Consider the following 17,787-nt stretch of genomic DNA (forward strand, 5'->3'; position numbering starts at 1 on the left):
ATTCCCAGGATCGTCCCGATTTCTTCCAGGATTCTTAGCCGGCCACACCGGCCGCCCGCCCGCGCGGGGCGCAGGCGACCGCGGACTGCGCGGCGACAGTGGCGAGTGTCACCGGCCTCGTCTAGGGTCGCCCTATGCCAGAGCGCAGCGAAACCAATCCGACAGCAGAGTGCACGTGAGCGGTCACGGGGTGATTGCCGACCGACATCGGGTGGTGGTCATCGGCGGTGGCAACGCCGGCTTGTCCGTAGCCGGGCGCCTCCGTCGCGAGGGCGTCAGCGACATCGTGGTGGTGGAGCCGCGCGAGCATCATCGTTACCAACCGCTCTTCTCGCACGTCGCCGGCGGCACCGCACGGGCCGGGCAGGCGATCCGTCCGCAGGCATCGGTGATGCCCACGGGCGTGGGGTGGATCCACGATCGTGTCGTCGATGTGCTGCCCGAGTCCAATCGGGTGCTCCTCGGCTCCGGTCGCGAGCTCGGCTACGACCACCTCGTGGTCTGCCCGGGCATCCAGCAGGACTGGCAGAGCGTACCGGGGCTGGTGGACGCGATGGCCTCGCCCTGGGGTGCGTCCAACTACGAGTTCGAGTTGGCGAGCAAGGCCTCCCCGCTCCTGCGTGACCTGCGTCAGGGCACGGTCGTCTTCACCCAACCGGCCGGCCCGGCCAGTTGCGCCGGCGCCGCGCAGAAGCCGATGTACCTGGCCTGCAGCTATTGGCAGGCCACGGGCGTGCTCGCCGACATCCGAGTGATCCTGGTGCTGCCAGACGCGGCCATGTTCGGGATGCCTCTGATCGACCAGGAACTTGAGCGCAAGGTGGCCGAGTACGGGATCGACGTGATGCGCGAGAGCCAACTGATCGAGGTGGATGCCGTGAACCGCACGGCCGTCATCGGCCGGATCGACGACCGCACCCGCGAAACCGTGCCGTACGACGTTCTGCACGCCGTGCCACCGCAGTCGGCACCGGACTGGCTCAAGGCCACCGCGCTCCCCGCGGCCGGTGACTCGGCTGGTTTCGTGGAAGTGGACCCCGAGACGCTGCGGCACACTCGGTTCCCGAACGTCTGGGCTCTCGGCGATGCCGCCGCCACTACCAACTCGAAGTCCGGCGGCGCCCTCCGCACTCAGACCCTGGTGCTGGCCAAGAACCTCAGCGCCGTACTGAAGGGCAAACAGCCGGCGCAGGCGTACGACGGCTACTCCGTCTGCCCGTTCACCGTCTCGCGGTCCACCGTTGTCTTCGCCGAATTCGACGACCAGTATCACCCGAAACCGACGATCCCGTTCTGGAAAAGCCTGGCCCGCGAGCGCCGGCTGACCTGGGTGTTCGACCGGCACATCCTGCCGTGGGTGTACTGGAACCTGATCTTGAAGGGCCGGGCGTAGGTCGGGTCGCACCTAGTCTGGGGGCATGAGCACACAGGTTCAAACGCAGGTGGCAGTCGTGACCGGCGTCGGCCGTCGCCGGTCGATCGGGGCGGCGCTCGCGGTCGGCCTGGCGGAGGACGGCTGGGACCTGGCGCTGAACTACTGGCGCCCCTACGACGACCGGCTCGGCTACGAGCGCACCGCCGACGATCCCGAAGCCATCGCCGACGAGTGTCGCGCGCTCGGTGTCCGCGTCGAACTCGTCCCCGGTGACCTCAGCGACCCCGCGGTACCGGCCGAGCTGCTGCACGCGGCGAGCGCGCTGGGGCCGGTCACCGGTCTCGTGCTGTCGCACTGCGAGTCGGTGGACAGCTCGATCCTCACGACCGAGCTCGCCGCCTGGGATCGCCACTTCGCGGTGAACGCGCGAGCGACCTGGCTGTTGGTCAAGGCCTTCGCCGAGCAACTCCCCAAGGCCGTGCCGGTCGGCGAGGTCGGCGGTCGGATCGTGGCCCTGACCAGCGACCACACCGCCCACAACCTGCCCTACGGCGCGAGCAAGGGTGCGTTGGATCGCATCGTCATCGCGGCGGCCGTGGAACTGGCCGACCGGGGCGTGCGCGCGAATGTCATCAACCCTGGTCCGATCGACACCGGCTGGATGGACGACGCGGTGCGCGAGTGGACCACCAGGGCGACCCCGGCCGGCCGGCCCGGCACCGCGGCAGACACCGCCAACCTTGTGCGGTTCCTGTTCTCCGAGCCGGGCTCGTGGATCAACGGCCAACTGCTCTCCAGCAACGGCGGCTTCAACATCGGCTAAGTCTCCCCCGGCCGGGTAGCGGATGCCCATCCGGCGTGTCAAGGGGTGTGTCTCCTTCCTGCAGACGGCATATGGTGTGCCGCAGCCGAAGGGAATCGCCCATGCGCGTCAACGTCATCCTCTTCTGGATCCTCACCGGGTTCTTCGTACTCGTCACCATTGCGTACACGGTCTGGAGCCTGATCTTCAACGCCCAGCAGCTGGCATCCCAGTCCGTCACCGGCCCCGGCACACCCATCGAGTGGGTCGGCACCGTCGCGCTCGGCCTGAGCGCCGTGCTGAGCGCGTTCATCGCCTTCTACCTCAGCCGGGTGCACCGGGCCCAGGGCGGCGAACTGCCCGAAGACACTGTCGGTGCCAACATCGACGACGGCGACCCCGAGATGGGTTTCTTCAGTCCATACAGTTGGTGGCCCATCATCCTGGCCGCCTCGCTCGGGCTCATCTTCCTCGGCCTCGCCGTGGGCTTCTGGATCTCCATCATCGGCGTGGGAGTCGCAACCATCGCCCTGGTCGGCTGGACCTACGAGTACTACCGCGGGCTGTTCGCCCGCTGATTTCAGGCCCGCTTCTCGAACACCCACAGGCCGTTCGTGGCCGGGAACCACGGCCGACCGGCACTGGTGATGGTGAGGTGAGTGAACGCGTCCACATACCCCCGTTGGGTGACGGCCTCGCTGTGCAGCAGATCGAAGCCCAGGCTGCCGGCGTAGTCGCGGTACCCGGCCAGAGTGAAGAGCTGATACCGCTCCAGGGCCTCCCGCGGGAACGTCTCGATGCCCCAGGTGAGCGTGCAGAGAAACTCGGCGACGGCATGTCTCGTGCCGGTCAGGCTCCTCCCCCGCAGGTGTAGCGCCCGCAGTTGCGGGTGGGGGCTGCGCCGCAGGTAGTCGTGGAACGCCTCGATGTCTGCGGGCGACAGCCCGTCGACGGTCGCCGGCTCGAGGGGTCGGTCCGGCATGATGCCGTCGCGAATGATCAGCCGGCCCCGCTCGCCCAGGCTCTGTCGAAACCGGGTCAGCGTGAGTTCCAGCGCGTCGTACCCGAGCAACGGCGTAGCGGATTCCGCCGAGGTTCCGTAGGAGTACACCTCGTGCAGCAACGCGCTCACCACGATGCTGTCGAACGGCTCACCGAACAGCTGCGGCACCTGCTCGGCATAGCCCTGCCGAACCTCGTGCAGCACGCCGAGCGCCCGCAGCCGGGTGATGGCGTCCGGCGCGGCATCCAGAGCGGATGCCCGGAAGCCGGCCGCGGCGATCGCGGCGGTGAGCTCGCCGCCGCCGGCTCCGACATCGAGCACCAGTGGTCCCCGCAGGTGCGGCAGCACCATCCGTGCCTTGTCACCGAGGGAGGAGCCCATACGTTCGAAATAGCGAGGTTCTAGCGCAATCGTTGGCATTGGGACGTGCGTAACCGTGGGCTACTCGGCGCCGTCCTCGAGCAGGATCACGAGCTCGTCGAGTTCGACGTCCCAGCCTTCACGGTTCTGTTCGAGACGGTCGCGACGGTAGAGGGTGCCGCCGGGGAGCTTGTCGAAGCCCGATTCGATCACCGTGACATCCGTGCCGGTGCCGGCATCGGCGATGGTGAAGCGCACGTGCGTCGAGTACTCGTCGAGCTTGTCGGCGGGGATTCCCGACCAACGGAAGCCGAACGCGTCGCCGGGCACCACCTCGGTGATCTCGATCGGGAAGCTGCCGTAGCCCTCCCAGTCGATGCTGCCGGTCGACCCGGGTTCGAGCGCCGCAAAACCCACACCGTCGCCGAACCACTTGACCATCACGTCGGGGTCGGTCAGAGCCTCCCAGACGCTCGCGCGCGGGGCCTCGATGTGCACGGTGCGGGTCACGGTGTGGCCCTTGATTCTTGCGTGATCAGACACGGTGTTTCCTTCAGGTTCGGGCTGAGAGCGACGGAACACTGACCGCCGCGCGGCACGTAGCTGGTTCAACCAACGCGCCTCATCGAGCGTACCCATGATTGCGCAGAGAACCCTTGCGCGCCTCGGCCCTAGCCCAGGGCGGCGCGGCGCGTGGTGTGCCGGGTAGGTACGGCAGACCACGGGTCCTCTGGCCAGGGATGCTTCGGATACCGGCCGCGCATCTGCGCACGTACCTGCGCGTACGGACCCGCCCAGAAGGAGGCGAGGTCGTCGGTCACGGCAAGGGGATGCCCGGCGGGGGAAAGCAAATGGAACAACACCGGCACTCGTCCTCCGATGATGTGCGGAGTCTCTGCCCACCCGAAGCATTCCTGTAGTTTCACGGCAACAACGGGACGGGCGGCGTCATCATCGACGGGCGGGTAGCTGAGACGCACGTGCGACCCGCTGGGCACCTGGAGGCGTTCCGGAACCAGAGCATCGAGGTCGGCCGCGGCCGGCCAGGGCAGGATGCGACGGAGCGCATGGGCGAGGTCGATGCTCGCAGCCGGAGTGCCGGCGGCGAGTTCTGACAGCTCCGGCCCGAGCCAGGCATCGAGCGTGTCAAGCAGAACGGTGTCTGAGACATCCGGCCAGGGCGATCCGAGCTCGCGATGCAGCAGCGCGAGGCGACGCCGCAGAGCGTCCGCGGCGTCTGACCATTTGAACACTCCGAGCCCCTGCTCTGTGACGGCGCGGCGCACGGCCTCCCGGCCGCCATCGTCCGCCTGCACGCGCACCGGCACTGACGAGCGAACGATCGCGCCGATCCGACGTTCACGGCGCGCGACAACGCGCCCGTTCACGAACTGGGCTTCGACCCTGTCGGTGCAGAGCTGGGGCGCCACCTGCTCCGCTTGGTCCTCCGAGATGATGGCGGCAGAGCGGATGATTGCTCCGGTTCCCGCGGCCGCTCGCCCCTGTGCGCGAGTCACGTCGGCGACCGCCAACCAGTCGGCACTCGCGAGCGGACCGGTGATGCCGGCGCGGGTGCCGGAGGCGAGGAGGAAGGTTGCGCCGTTCGGTGATTGGTCGACGCGGCGGGCGATCCACTCGGGGAACGCGAGCGCGATGAGCGGTCCGGTCTGATCAGTGCTTCCTCGCGCCGTGTCGGTGTCCTCGGTGAAGCGCACCAGACGCCGCACTTCCTGCTCCCATCGGCGGGCATCCGGGCTTCGTCCGGTGCGCAGCGCGGTGAGCGTGGCTTGGGCATCTCCGTCGACAACGCGGAGATCACCGCTGAGCAGCGCAACGACTTCGGCCGCAGTGCGCCCGCCGGCCAGATCACTGCCCGCGCGCAGTGCGCGGGCGAGGCGAGGAGCTGTGGGGATGCGGGCGAGCTGTCGCCCGTGGTCGGTGGCGCGGCCATCGGCGTCGATCGCGCCGAGCCCGCGCAGCGCGGCGAGCGCCTCGCCCAGACTGACGGAGGGAAGCGGATCGACCAGCCGCAGCCCCACACCGCCAGGGGCGCCCCAGCAGGCGAGGAGCAGGGCTGCGTCGGTGAGATCCGCCGCCTGAATCTCGGGGGCAGCGTGCGTCGGTGCCGTGGCGAAGGTGCGCTCGTCAACGCATCGCACCACGACGCCCGGCCCATGTCGGGTGGCACGCCCCGAGCGCTGGATGGCGGAGGCCTTGGGCGTCGGGCCGGTGACGAGACCGCTAATCCCGCGCGCAGCATCCCGCTGTGGCGCGCGAGACAGGCAGGTGTCGACGACCAGGCGTACACCGGGCACAGTCAGGGAGGACTCGGCGAGTGAGGTCGTGACGATGATCCGTGCGGCGCCAGCGGGGCTCCGGCCACTGATCACCGCGTCCTGCTCTGCGGCGGGGATCTGTCCGTGCAGTTCGCGCACGTCGAATTCCGCGGCGAGACCACGGATGCGTCCGGCGATCTCGGAGACCTCACGCGCACCCGGCGCGAAGACGAGGGCATCGGCGGTCGGGTCCGTGCGCACGAGGGTGCGGTGTGCGGCAACCGCGGTGCTCGCAACATGATCGAGGAAGGCCCGGGTCACCCCTCGTTCATCCAAGCGAGGTGTGGGAGAGGGCGCCCAACGCACCTCGAGCGGATGTGCCGGTGCGGTCTGGGTCACGATCGGGGCCGGCGACGCATCCGTACCGAGAACCGTTGCGAACCTCTCGGCGTCGAGTGTCGCGGACATCGCGATGAGGACGAGGTCGTCGCGCAGCTCGCGGACCTCGCCGAGCAGCCCGATCAGCAGATCCGTCTCCAGAGCACGTTCGTGCACCTCGTCGATGATGACCGCGCCGACTCCGTCCAGACCAGGGTCATTGACCAGGCGGCGCAGAAGCACGCCGGCGGTGACGAACTCGATCAGGGTGGATTGACTCACCTGGCGTTCGCCGCGGACGGTGAAGCCCACGCGGGAGCCGAGAGGGGATCCGTCCAACTGTGCGAGACGCCTGGCGGCAGCGCGGGCAGCGACCCGGCGGGGCTGAGTGACGATCACACGACCCGCAACGCGATCCGCCAGGACCGGCGGCACCAGCGTGGTCTTTCCCGTGCCCGGCGGCGCGCTGACGACGACGGTCGGGCTCCCCTCCAGCGCAGCACTCAGCTCATCGATCGCCGAGGCGAACGCGAGCCCGCGACCCACTCTCGACAGGTCGAACGGCACAGGGATCACTTCCCCAGTCTCTCGCGTTCGGACGGTGCGCGCTCAGTCGTCACAGGCGGACATCGAAAAGCGACAGCGGCCCGGTGGTATATATACTTTATACACGATAAAGTATATATAGCCGCCCGTTCATCGACGTTAGGAACCGACCATGGCCCACTACGTCGACCTGCTCTGGAATCCAGAGGATGCTGGCCAGCTGACCAGGAAGGATCGAGCGCCGGGCCGCTACCGTGCCTACGTGCCCGACGAGCTGGGAGACCAGTTGCCCCAGATCAGCCAGGCAGCCCAGCAAGCATCCGAGGATGCGCTGGCTGTGTTGGCGCGCGCAGATGAGCGCATCGGGCAGCGCGGTGGCTACCTCAACCACCTGCTCATCCGGTCTGAGAGCATCTCGTCGTCCTGGATCGAGGGCAATTCGATCAGCCCGAAGAAGCTGGCCATCGCCGAGCTGTTGCAGCGAGGCACGCGTGCAGCGATCGACGTCGTGGCCAACGTGCGGGCCACCGAAGAAGCGATCGCCGAGCTGGCTGACCGGAGCCGCCCGGTGAGCACAGCTGACATCGAGCGTTTACAGCACATCATCGAGCCAGGGCTCGACTACGGGATCAGGACAGCGCAGAACTGGGTCGGCGGACCGGGCTGGAGTCCCTTGCGCGCAGACTTCGTGCCGCCGCCAGAGACAGAGGTGCCGCGCCTGGTGGCCGACCTGGCCGACTTCGTCACAGCAACAGCGGGAAACCCCGTCGTGCGGGCGGCGATCGCTCACGCTCAGTTCGAGACGATTCACCCGTTCGAGGACGGCAACGGCCGGACTGGCCGGGCGCTCATTCATACAGTGCTGCGCAGGTCTGATGCGCTGCGAAACGTGCTGATCCCGATCAGCACTGTGTTTGCGGGAAACAAGGACGCGTACATCGAGGGGCTCACTGCATACAGGGCCGAGCCTTCCCGCCTGGATGACTGGATCATCGGCTTCGCTGAAGCCGCCGTGCTGGCCGCGGGAAACGCAGTGCAGCTCGCCGATGAGATCTCGGCGCTGGACCGAACCACGCACGAGGACCTGATCCGGTACCGCAGTCAGCAGGGCATCAAGCCCGCTATCCCGCGTAGCGACGCCGTGGTGTTGCGAATCCTCGAGAATCTGGCCACTGAGCCGGTGCTGACAATCGACACTGCGGCTGCACGACACGGTGTCTCCGTGGCGGCCGCCAATCGCGCGCTGCTCCAGTTGGGCGAGGCGGGGATCCTGAATCGCAACAAGGATCAGAAGGGTCGCTTGACCTGTTGGACGGCCGATAAGCACCTCGGACTCGTCGCGCTGACCGAGCGTAGCAACCGCATGGGAGCGGGCGACACCGGCCACGGTAAGCCGCCGCGCGGGCCGGCGGCTCCGCCCACTAGAACCGGCCGGCTCCGGCAGGCCGAATGAGGCTGAGTTTCAGCGCCGGTCGGTGCGGGTGGCACGGCCGACCGTGGTCTTCCGGACGGCAGCGGTCTACAAGGTCGGTTCGATAGAAGCAAAAAACCCCTGTTTTACCAGGGGTTTTTCGTGGCGGGTTGTTCCTATAACTCACGGGCCGCTGAAGCACTGGGCACATTTTCGGCACTTTCGCGCACATCCTCCATGGGCGTGCAAAAAATCCTCTGAAGAACCGAAGACCGCGAGATACGTGGGTCCTCCATCGGCCGGACTCTCGCCGCGTTGCCACGAGATGATACCGGAAGCGACCCGCCCGTCCATCCGATGCCTTGCCCGAGTTCGGCAGGACGAATCCGCTGGGTCCCGGCAGCTCGCATGTGGCAGCGCAACGCTGCAGACCTCGATGGCGTGGGTCAATGACAGGAATTCTGGTGTCCGTCGAGGTTTGGAGTTCGGCGGCATTCGGAAGAGTTTCAGCTGTTTGGCCAGTCAAGCCGAGTTCACGAAAGTGAGAATGATTGCCGTCTAGCCTCGAGCGGCCGTATTCACCTTTGCGGCGAAGGCCCGCGCGGCGGCACCCTTCGAGGGGTTGATATTGACAGCCCAGGCGAATAGGTCACCGTCCACAAGTAGGTAGAGTTCGCGGCGATCAACCTGCTTTCTAAACAAGGCCCCGACGACGGCACCGGCAGGGCCAAACACGATCGCTCCGGCAGCTGTGCGGGTGAGAGTAGACCGCCGTTGCAATTCCCCGGCAGTCTCCACAGTTACCTGCACCCCAGTGACGGGCTGCCGTTCACGCTTGTAACTAAGGATGCCTGCCTTCATGGTCACGCCTTCGAAGACCACAGGCTGCCGATCCACCCAGGCGTTGACCTTGTCGTACCAGGCCGGCCCCTTTTCCTTCGCCGGAATCGCCGCGGGAAGATGTGGCCCCGCAGCCTCAACGGAGGGGTCGACCGGGGCAGTGTCTTCGCTCATTTCCGAAGTATGGCAGCAGCGGGGCTGTTGGCGGGCTGCTTCAGTTCCGAACCTCTAATCGAGCCCGCCACAGACGACAATGTGCGTCCGCAACTCCGAACTACTCGAATCTTCTGGGTTGTTGGATCCCGCACCACAACGTCTGTGGCAGGTTGCTCCTTGAACCTAGAATCCGTTGTTCCGCCCGGGCACCTTGGCATTAGTCGGCTCCCGAACCGTTCCGGGTCGACCCTAAACCGGCATGGCACCTCACGAATTCCGGGGAGCGTGTTTGGGTCGTGACGGCGGGTCATGAACGGCTCAACGGTGTCTGAAGGGGCACCAGTGAGGCAGTATTGGTGGACTTTGGCCCCGAAGGCGGCATCCGCGACGCCCAACTCCTCCGTGGACACGAAGCAGCTGGCCCACGTGCCTAGCCCCCGTTACTTTCTTCGTAGCCCTTGATCGTGTAGTCCTGTGAGGGTGTTGGCCTGTCAGGCCCGGCATGGTTCCTGCCCCCAGTCGTCCATGATCCGGGGGGTGTTGTCACCGGGCCTGACTGGTGTCAGGTGATCGCTGATAGGGGCTGGACCGGGACGTGTCCCAGGTCGTTCGTAACGTGGATGCCGAGACTTGATGCCGCGGTTCAGGCCGACGAATCGACACCTGAACGGAGCATCATGATCGAGAACTACGGCAGCGTCGACGTCTTCATCGGCGTGGATGTTGGCAAGGGAGAGCACCATGCGGTCGCCCTCGACCGGGCCGGCAAGCAACTCTTCGACAAGGCGTTGCCCAACGATGAAGGGAAGTTGCGGGACCTGATCGGGCGGCTAAAACGACACGGCGAAGTCTTGTTCGTCGTGGATCAGCCCGCGACCATCGGGGCACTGCCGATCGCCGTCGCCCAGGCGGAGAACGTGCTGGTCGGCTACCTGCCGGGCCTGGCGATGAGGCGCATCGCCGACCTACACGCCGGTGAAGCCAAGACCGATGCCCGCGACGCCGCGATCATCGCCCAAGCCGCGAGGACCCTCCCGCACGCGCTCCGGTCGCTGCAACTCGCGGACGAGCAGGTCGCCGAGCTCTCGATGCTCTGCGGCTTCGACGATGACGTCGTCGGCCAGATCACCGCCACAAGCAACCGGATCCGTGGCCTGCTCACCCAGATCCACCCAGCGTTGGAGCGGGTCCTCGGCCCCCACCTGGACCACCCGGCCGTGCTGGACCTGATCCGGCGCTACCCGTCACCCGCCGCGATGCAGGCCGCCGGCACGACCCGACTCGGCAACCGCCTGGTCAAGCTCGCACCCCGGATGGGCCGCCGACTCGCGGCCGAGATCACCCAGGCCTTGACCCAGCAAACAGTCGTCGTCACCGGCACCAACGCGACCAGCCTCGTGCTGCCCAAACTCGCCGAACAACTCGCAGCCCTGCGCCGTCAGCGCGACGAGATAGCGGTCGAAGTCGAACGACTCGTGGAGGCAAACCCTCTTCACCCCGTCCTGATCAGCATGCCCGGAGTCGGGATCAGGACCGCAGCCAGACTCCTCACCGAAGTCTCCGGCAAGGACTTCGCATCCGCCGGCCACCTCGCCGCCTACGCCGGCCTCGCCCCCGTGACGCGACGGTCCGGCAGCTCCATCCGCGGTGAACACCCCTCCAGACGCGGGAACAAGATCCTCAAACGAGCCCTGTTCCTCTCCGCCTTCGCCGCCCTCCACGACCCACTCTCACGCGCCTACTACGACCGCAAGATCGCCCAAGGCAAACGCCACAACCAAGCCCTCATCGCCCTCGCCCGACGACGCTGCGACGTCCTCTACGCCATGCTCCGCGACGGCACCCTCTACCAAACCGACCACCCACTCGCCGCTTGACAAAAACATAGGGGCACCCCCCCCTTTGACGGGGCATTGGCGCGCGGGACCCCCACCGGTGGCCGGCACCCCCTAACCTGACGAATAAGGAGTATGCAATCGGGGGGTTAGCAAAGTGTCGGAAGTCGTCGCAGAGCCAGAGAAATCGTCCGTTCCAAAATGGGAACAAGATGCCCGTGACCAGATCCGCGCGGCTCTCCGGAAGATCGACATCCAAGCCGCTGTCAAAACTGGTCTCAATAAGGCGCTCGAGGCTCAGTACCCGCTGGCGGTCGAGAACGTCGCGCGTCTCCGACGAGTTAATCCTGGCAAGTCTCCCGCGGAGCTCATCTCCTACCTGAACACGATCTATCTCAGCGCCGTCACGACGACCGGTGCAGGCGCAGGTGCGGCGGCGATCGTCCCGAATGGATGGGTTCAGGTTCCCGTCGCCCTCGTCGACCTGATTACATTCTTGGAAGCCTCGGTCCTGTACACGCTGTCAGTTGCCGAGATCCATGGGTTGGATATCGAAGACGTCGAGCGACGCAGATTTCTGGTCACATCTGTCCTCGTTGGCAACACAGCCGCGACGACAGCCCTAGAGCCGTTGATCGGACGCACAGCACCGTATTGGGGGAAGAAGATGGTGCAGTCCATTCCAATGTCAGCGATCAACAAGGCCAACAGCATTCTCGGCCCACGATTCGTGACCAAGTACGGCACGAAGCAGGGTGTGCTTGTCCTCGGCAAACAGATCCCTCTCTTCATCGGAGTTGGCATCGGCGCCGCTGGAAACCACCTGTTCGGGTGGTTCGTAATCAAAGCGGCGGGGAAGATTCTTGGCCCACCTCCCAAGTCATGGGACGACCCCCAGTGAAACAAGGGCAGAACCGAATGAAAAGCTCCGTCTCCAATCGCACCGCTCGCCGCAAGCCAGTAGGGAGGCGAGTCCGCTGAGGACTGATAACCGGGCAGAAATGCTTGACCCGACGGAATTCGTCCAGCAGGAGCGACGGCTGTTCATCGACACAAATGTCTTCATGGACACGGACACGCGACGGGCAGGCGGCCTCAAGAGGCTATTCGAGCGATGCCAGGATGACATCGCACGGAACAGCAATCCAATCGTGGTTCCCACGAAGGTCGTCGACGAATTGACGAAGCAAAGTCGCACTAACCCCGCGGGCCTCACCGACGGGAAGGCCGCCGCAGTGAGAAAGGCAACGAACTCGCTCACGTTCCTTGAGTCCGTGGCGCCACTCGGGCTCGTGCGCAAGGACCTGGGCGACAACTCAAACCCATATGCCGACGACCTATTCGTTGAAATTTTTACTCGGGTCGGTGGCAAGTACGAAATGTGCTTGCTTACCCACGACATCACCCTCCTCCTCCGGATTCGTCTCCTCGCGGCCAAGACAAACAGACGACTCGTGGCCGGCGGCTTGAGCAAGGAAGGGCAGATCGAAGTCGAATCGGATCAGGTCCTTTTCGAAAAGGGTGCGCGCAAGCTCGAGAGGATGCAGCGGCAAATCAGGCAGAGCATTGATGTAGCCAAGTCAGAGCGCGAGGCCGCGAGCCTGGAGCCGCTACTCGACGACTTCCAGCACACGCTGGGCGTTAGCCCCGCGGCGCGACAACCCGCGCCGAGTCACACGCCGAGTCCCGCAACAGTTGCCCGGCCGGAGGGAACTCCTTGCGCATTCTCGAGCCCTGCTAAGTTCAGGGGCCCTGACCACGTACTGGGAACCACGACTATCCCGCGTGAGGGCGACACTGTCCGATTCGGCTCGGCCACTAGCGCAGCCAGCTTCACCCTAGGCCGACTTCTTGGGGAAGGCGGCGAAGGGCAGGTTTATGAGGTGGCTGGCCAGCCGAACCGAGTGGCCAAGATTTTCGACGCGGAGCATCGGACGGCACACCGCCAGGCGAAGCTAGTTCTGCTCACAGCAAACGGCTTGGCTCGTCCCGGCATTGCCTTCCCGTCTTCCGTGATTACAACCATGGCGGGCGACTTTGTCGGCTACGCCATGCCCAGGGCCGAGGGGAAAGAGTTCCAGTCGACTCTCATGCGCCCGAAGCGGTTCAGAGAAACCTACCCGAACTGGTCGAAGGCCGATCTGGTGGACGTATGTATCTCGTTCCTGGAAAGGGTCGTGTATCTGCACTCGCTCAACGTTTTGCTCGGTGATATCAATCCGAAGAACCTTATGGTCGAGGCGAAGAAGACGGTGTGGATCATCGACGCCGACTCGTGGCAGCTGGAGGGATACCCCTGCCCGGTCGGTACAGCGATGTTCACCGCACCGACGGTCAAGGGTGACTACGCCGACAACCTGCGAACCATGGAGGAGGAGCTGTTTGCAGTGGCAACGATGCTCTTCATGGTTCTGATCACCGGCCAGTTCCCATACTCCAGAGCGGGCACCGACGGCGACATTCCACGACTTATTAAGGAGGGAAAGTTCGCATTCCAATTCCATGGAAAGTCCGATCAGGATCAGCCGGGTGGAAAGTGGAAGTACATGTGGAGCCACCTGCCCTTCAAGGTCAAAAGCCTGTTCTGGCACACCTTCCACCGCGACGGCGACCGGTACACGCGTCGCCCGACGGCAGGCGAGTGGCTTCAGGTGTTCCGCGAGTACAAGGCCTTTTTCGGCAGCGCCGACGACTTCGACCCGATGTCCAACGACGTCTACCCATCCCGTTTCAAAGCCTTTCGACCTGACACACCTATTCGCGATTGCCCCCAGTGCCACGGCAAGAACGCCATCGTCGGAGAATGGGATGACGACCAGCAGTCCTACTTCGAGCCCGAGCTCTGCTTCGACTGCAGCCGGCAGAACCGGCACCGCCAGCAGCCCAGACCCCCACAGAATACGGCGATGTGCAAGAGCTGTGGTCGTTCGGCGCTCAAATCGTCGATGACCTATGGGCACTGCGCGGAGTGCGCTGCGAAGGGCGCACAACTGGACCCTGCGCAGCTGTGCATCGACTGTCGCAGACCGTTCATAACCTTCGACCATGCGGACTGGTTCAAAGGCAAGGGTCTCGCCATGCCGAAGTCACACGTAACCGCCACAAAGCAGCAGTGCCCTCCGACTGCTCCCAGCACCAAAAAGCCGCGCACTCAGCCCATTAAGCCGAGCACCCAGCCCCAGAAGAGCCTCTTGGCTCGACTATTTGGCTGGTTTTGGAACTAAACGATCTGCTTCTCCCCCTAAACCGAAAGGACCACCATGGCACTCAGAATCTCAGCCGACGATCTAGTTGAGAATCCGACCCCCCGCGTTCCAGTCTCACTTTGCATCGACACAAGCGGATCGATGATGGGTGACAAGATCCGTGAACTCGTCGAAGGCGTGAACCAGTTCTACGCCACCATCGACGCTGACGACGACGCGCACGATGCCGCCGAGGTCAGCGTCGTCGAATTCAACTCCCGCGCAAGCCTCCTTCAGGACTATGCGAGCGTGGAGCGACTCACCCCGATCAGCACGCTTGACCCACGCGGATTGACGTTCCTCGGCGAAGGCGTCAATCTCGCGCTTGACACACTCGAAAAGCGCAAATCGGACTACTCCGGAAGTGGCGTGCTCTACTACCAGCCGTGGCTTGTACTCATGACGGATGGCCAGCCGAACGGGGACGCCCGCGAGCTCGAACGTGCTGTGCAACGCGTCACGGAGCTGGTCGCCGAAAAAAAGCTCACGGTATTTCCCATCGGCATCGGTGCCGACGCCGATATGAGCGTTCTCGCTCGGTTCAGCCCGAACCGACCGCCACTACGGTTACGCGGGCTCAACTTCAAAGAGTTCTTCGAATGGCTCTCGAAGTCGGTTTCTCGCGTCTCGCAGTCGACTCCGGGTGACACTGTGAAGCTCGACCTTGAAGGACTTGCCGGTTGGGCGGAATTGTAGTTGTTCAACGAGTTTCACTACCAGGTGCGCGGGCGTGGGCACGAAGCCGAAGGTACGCTCGGCCAGGACCGGACGCATTACGCGAAGAAGCACGGTGTGCACGTCCTGTGTCTCGCTGACGGAGCGGGTTCCGCATCGCACTCCGCGTACGGCGCACAGGCCGTTACGCACGCGGGTTGCGCTCTGCTTGCTGACCGATTTCACGATTTCGCGACCGGCGAAGATGCCGTGCAGGCCCGAGAGGACATTGTTGGCACACTCCACGCTCGCCTCGCGAAAACCGCAGCGCGCCTCGAATGTGAAGTCACTGATCTCGCGTCAACCTTTTTAGCGGTCGCCCTATTCGAGGACCGCTTCGTGGCCGCTCATATAGGTGACGGTGTCATCGGCTACGTCAAGGACGGCGAGCTCAAGGTCGCGTCGACACCCGACAACGCGGAGTTCGCGAATCAGACAACATTCGTAACTTCGGGAAATGCTGCCGCTTCACTAAGGCTGTACCGCGGATCGCTACAAGGTATCGCTGGCTTCATCCTGATGAGCGACGGCACGAGCGCCAGCCTCTTTGACCAGCGCACCAAGTCACTCGCACCAGCGTGCGCCAAGCTGATCTCGATTGTCGGTGAGGCACCGATGAAACAAACAAAAAACCCGGCCCACAAGAAGTCACTAAGGCGTGTAATTGACACTCAACTTCGGGGTGCCACCAAGGACGACTGCTCGGTAGGAATCCTCGGGCGCCGAGCAATCTAGCGACAAAGGGATACCGCAGGGGAGTCATCATTTCCTTGACCAGGCGCCTGCAATGCGACTCGGCGCCGTGCCACCGCCGAGTTTGGCATGGCCGCTAACACATCGCAAAGAACCGTTCACTTGGTCGCCAGTTGTCACGGTCGTCTTGGCTCGTCCAAAGGCGACCGCGGCCCGATTCATTCCAGGTGGCTCAGGCAGGGTTCAAAAGAGCTTCCCTACCCGCGATTCCACAACGACTCGTTTTCCCATCCCTCAGGGAACCCCATTGCATGTTCGGGACGGAACCGCGTTTGTTTCTCTAGCTTCTTGATTTGGGTCTTGAACGTCATGGGCCACTCGCTTGACGGGGAAACCGTTATCACCATGTACGCGATCAATGCAGCGAGTGGGTACAGCCGATTCAACTTGCCCTCTTCCAGACGGTGAAGATGGTGAAGCTGCTCGCCAACGGAGTCGGGAGATATTCGCCCTGGCGGTCGATACACGGTGCGATTCCAGACGCGATTGCCGTGGGCGCAGTGGTTGCGCAAGGCGCCAACAGCCAAGAGCCACGAGTGGAGCAGATCGGGGGCTTTCTTCTTAAGTCCCATCTGGCTAGCCACGCTGTTTCGCTCATCAATGCGCAGAAAGTCAAATAGCCAGGTCAGCGACCCAAAGTCAAGAAATTGAACCGCGGCCCAGATCGGTATCTGGCCGCCATAATTCTGCTCGTGGTGCTTCACATACTCTTCACGATCAGACTTCGGCGTGAGATCGGCGTACCGCCGCAGCCAATCCTCGTAAGCGGTGAAGCCGGGAGACCGTCCCGGCCGATTGCACGCCGTTGAATTGAGGTGAGAGGCATCAAGGTGCGCGAGTGGATCCCTCTTGCCGAGTGCGTGCGCCACAAACGCGCCGAGGGCTGTCTCAACAATCTGGAGCCCTTCAAGCAGGACTGCGCGCAGCCGTTCGTCAAAACGGTAAAGGCTCAGAATCTCCTGCAGAGTCGTTCCCTCGACGAACTCATCAAGAAGCGTTGTGCGATCGTCGCCTTCGCTCAGTCTGACGGCGCGATACGGGTAGGAATACCCAGACAGGCGGTAGTAGCCAATGCGCTTCAGCGCGTTCAGTGCAGCGTCTCGCTCGCCCAGTTCCATTCCACGTTCTTGCATCTTCGCAAGCAACTGGTTGTAATTGCAAAAGGCCTTCGGCTCGTTCACTGGGTCCCCCGGACAAAATAAAACCGGCCCATGGAATGCCGTTGACTGAAAGTCGATCGCACACAGAGGGGCCGGTGTTTATGCACTGATCGTAGCATTATTCAGCCGGCTGAAAGAATATTTAGGCCCTAAAGAATTCTGATGGCTGATCTGAGCGCCCACCTCAACTACGCGTCCAGACGCCTGGAGCCGGGAGGGGTGACGCCCCTGCTAGATGCAGGAATCTGAGCCCGTTCAATCCGACCGCCTCTGCCGAGATACGCCGATAACCCTCCATATGTCACGAGCCCCGACCCCGTCACGAGGTCCGTGGGCACACAGATGGGCGCCGCCCCGGGCACTGCGATCGCTTGCGCAATCGTAGTTGTCTTTTTCGGGACACCTCCGCGATGGCGGAGAAAGTGGGGCGACGCCCGGAATCGAGCGTAGCCGAGAGGCTCAGCGCCCCGGTCTGTCCCGCTCCCCCAGTCCGGGGCGCGCTCTGCTCCCGGCCCGCCCGACCACGTATCCCAGGGGCAATGGTTTGGCGGAGGGTCTGGGATGTGACCGCGCCGAGCTCCGTCGATTCGTGCGTTAGCCTGCACTCATGGGGCGACGACGCGGAGGGCTTGGGGCTGGCATTGTCGGCGCCGGCGTATTGCTGAATGCAGCGTCGAACCTACCGAAGCGAGCGCATCATCCATGGATGGTTCCTCTATTCCGGCTGTCGGGCTGGAGCTTCGTGGCTGCGGTGATCGCATCTTTTGCCGTCATTGGTGTCTGGCCCATCGAACCGACCGTTGGGTTAGTGATCCTTTACGTCATGGTGGGCTGCGCCATCCTCAGCTTCTTTTTTCTCTGGGGCGCCCTGATCGCCGCGCTAAGCCCTCCCAAGTAGCGTGTCGCTCGAGCCTCGTCAGGCTGGACACTAGG

Annotated in this window: 15 protein-coding genes; 10 read left to right on the plus strand and 5 right to left on the minus strand. The window is 64.2% G+C overall.

Annotated features, from left to right (window positions below):
* Positions 1-193 precede the first annotated feature (193 nt).
* The 3 genes from K2F54_RS05140 (at position 194) to K2F54_RS05150 (ending at position 2,755) form a co-directional block, all read left to right on the plus strand.
* On the plus strand, positions 194-1,393 hold the full coding sequence (locus K2F54_RS05140) for an NAD(P)/FAD-dependent oxidoreductase (protein ID WP_220604955.1): 1,200 nt from the start codon (positions 194-196) through the stop codon (positions 1,391-1,393).
* 25 nt (positions 1,394-1,418) lie between these two features.
* A complete protein-coding gene (locus K2F54_RS05145) occupies positions 1,419-2,198 on the plus strand; it encodes an SDR family oxidoreductase (protein WP_220604788.1) in 780 nt (259 codons plus the stop codon).
* Positions 2,199-2,299: 101 nt separating this feature from the next.
* Complete coding sequence (locus tag K2F54_RS05150) at positions 2,300-2,755, plus strand: cytochrome c oxidase subunit 4 (protein ID WP_220604789.1); 456 nt, start codon at positions 2,300-2,302, stop codon at positions 2,753-2,755.
* Positions 2,756-2,757: 2 nt separating this feature from the next.
* On the opposite strand, the gene K2F54_RS05155 is transcribed toward K2F54_RS05150, so the two are convergent.
* From K2F54_RS05155 to hrpB, 3 genes are all read right to left on the minus strand, one after another.
* Complete coding sequence (locus K2F54_RS05155) at positions 2,758-3,561, minus strand: methyltransferase domain-containing protein (protein ID WP_220604790.1); 804 nt, start codon at positions 3,559-3,561, stop codon at positions 2,758-2,760.
* 60 nt (positions 3,562-3,621) lie between these two features.
* Positions 3,622-4,083 (minus strand): SRPBCC domain-containing protein, encoded by a 462-nt coding sequence (locus K2F54_RS05160; RefSeq protein ID WP_220604791.1) that lies wholly within the window; start codon positions 4,081-4,083, stop codon positions 3,622-3,624.
* 128 nt (positions 4,084-4,211) lie between these two features.
* Positions 4,212-6,770 carry an ATP-dependent helicase HrpB gene (gene hrpB, locus K2F54_RS05165; RefSeq protein WP_220604792.1) on the minus strand — a complete coding sequence of 853 codons (2,559 nt, stop codon included), beginning with the start codon at positions 6,768-6,770 and terminating at the stop codon, positions 4,212-4,214.
* A gap of 142 nt (positions 6,771-6,912) precedes the next feature.
* Between hrpB and K2F54_RS05170 the strand changes: the two genes are divergently transcribed.
* Positions 6,913-8,193 carry a Fic family protein gene (locus K2F54_RS05170; RefSeq protein ID WP_220604793.1) on the plus strand — a complete coding sequence of 427 codons (1,281 nt, stop codon included), beginning with the start codon at positions 6,913-6,915 and terminating at the stop codon, positions 8,191-8,193.
* Between the two features lie 516 nt (positions 8,194-8,709).
* Here K2F54_RS05170 and K2F54_RS05175 read toward each other — a convergent pair.
* Positions 8,710-9,165, minus strand: coding sequence for a hypothetical protein (locus K2F54_RS05175; RefSeq protein ID WP_220604794.1), 456 nt, complete (start codon positions 9,163-9,165; stop codon positions 8,710-8,712).
* Between the two features lie 659 nt (positions 9,166-9,824).
* Here K2F54_RS05175 and K2F54_RS05180 point away from each other — a divergent pair.
* The 5 genes from K2F54_RS05180 to K2F54_RS05200 all read left to right on the plus strand — a co-directional run bounded on the left by K2F54_RS05180 (position 9,825) and on the right by K2F54_RS05200 (position 15,676).
* Positions 9,825-11,024, plus strand: coding sequence for an IS110 family RNA-guided transposase (locus K2F54_RS05180; RefSeq protein WP_220604795.1), 1,200 nt, complete (start codon positions 9,825-9,827; stop codon positions 11,022-11,024).
* Positions 11,025-11,139: 115 nt separating this feature from the next.
* The gene (locus K2F54_RS05185) at positions 11,140-11,883 is read left to right on the plus strand and encodes a hypothetical protein (protein ID WP_220604796.1); all 744 of its coding nucleotides are present in this window, start codon (positions 11,140-11,142) and stop codon (positions 11,881-11,883) included.
* A 100-nt stretch (positions 11,884-11,983) separates the two neighbouring features.
* Positions 11,984-14,206 carry a protein kinase domain-containing protein gene (locus tag K2F54_RS05190; protein ID WP_220604797.1) on the plus strand — a complete coding sequence of 741 codons (2,223 nt, stop codon included), beginning with the start codon at positions 11,984-11,986 and terminating at the stop codon, positions 14,204-14,206.
* Between the two features lie 36 nt (positions 14,207-14,242).
* A complete protein-coding gene (locus K2F54_RS05195; RefSeq protein ID WP_220604798.1) occupies positions 14,243-14,923 on the plus strand; it encodes a vWA domain-containing protein in 681 nt (226 codons plus the stop codon).
* The gene (locus K2F54_RS05200) at positions 14,924-15,676 is read left to right on the plus strand and encodes a PP2C family serine/threonine-protein phosphatase (RefSeq protein ID WP_220604799.1); all 753 of its coding nucleotides are present in this window, start codon (positions 14,924-14,926) and stop codon (positions 15,674-15,676) included. It abuts the gene before it with no gap.
* 215 nt (positions 15,677-15,891) lie between these two features.
* On the opposite strand, the gene K2F54_RS05205 is transcribed toward K2F54_RS05200, so the two are convergent.
* A complete protein-coding gene (locus K2F54_RS05205; protein WP_220604800.1) occupies positions 15,892-16,875 on the minus strand; it encodes an Abi family protein in 984 nt (327 codons plus the stop codon).
* 586 nt (positions 16,876-17,461) lie between these two features.
* On the opposite strand from K2F54_RS05205, the gene K2F54_RS05210 reads away from it, so the two are divergent.
* On the plus strand, positions 17,462-17,752 hold the full coding sequence (locus K2F54_RS05210) for a hypothetical protein (protein WP_220604801.1): 291 nt from the start codon (positions 17,462-17,464) through the stop codon (positions 17,750-17,752).
* The last annotated feature ends 35 nt before the right edge of the window (positions 17,753-17,787 follow it).

The organism is Cryobacterium inferilacus, assembly GCF_019599185.1.
GTDB lineage: Bacteria > Actinomycetota > Actinomycetes > Actinomycetales > Microbacteriaceae > Cryobacterium > Cryobacterium inferilacus.

What these genes read in the sequence shown, in the direction of transcription:
- K2F54_RS05145 (WP_220604788.1), top strand. Translation starts at nt 1,419, where the DNA reads ATGAGCACACAGGTTCAAACGCAGGTGGCAGTCGTGACCGGCGTCGGC.
- K2F54_RS05150 (WP_220604789.1), top strand. Translation starts at nt 2,300, where the DNA reads ATGCGCGTCAACGTCATCCTCTTCTGGATCCTCACCGGGTTCTTCGTA.
- K2F54_RS05155 (WP_220604790.1), bottom strand. Translation starts at nt 3,561, where the DNA reads ATGGGCTCCTCCCTCGGTGACAAGGCACGGATGGTGCTGCCGCACCTG.
- K2F54_RS05170 (WP_220604793.1), top strand. Translation starts at nt 6,913, where the DNA reads ATGGCCCACTACGTCGACCTGCTCTGGAATCCAGAGGATGCTGGCCAG.
- K2F54_RS05175 (WP_220604794.1), bottom strand. Translation starts at nt 9,165, where the DNA reads ATGAGCGAAGACACTGCCCCGGTCGACCCCTCCGTTGAGGCTGCGGGG.
- K2F54_RS05180 (WP_220604795.1), top strand. Translation starts at nt 9,825, where the DNA reads ATGATCGAGAACTACGGCAGCGTCGACGTCTTCATCGGCGTGGATGTT.
- K2F54_RS05190 (WP_220604797.1), top strand. Translation starts at nt 11,984, where the DNA reads ATGCTTGACCCGACGGAATTCGTCCAGCAGGAGCGACGGCTGTTCATC.
- K2F54_RS05195 (WP_220604798.1), top strand. Translation starts at nt 14,243, where the DNA reads ATGGCACTCAGAATCTCAGCCGACGATCTAGTTGAGAATCCGACCCCC.
- K2F54_RS05210 (WP_220604801.1), top strand. Translation starts at nt 17,462, where the DNA reads ATGGGGCGACGACGCGGAGGGCTTGGGGCTGGCATTGTCGGCGCCGGC.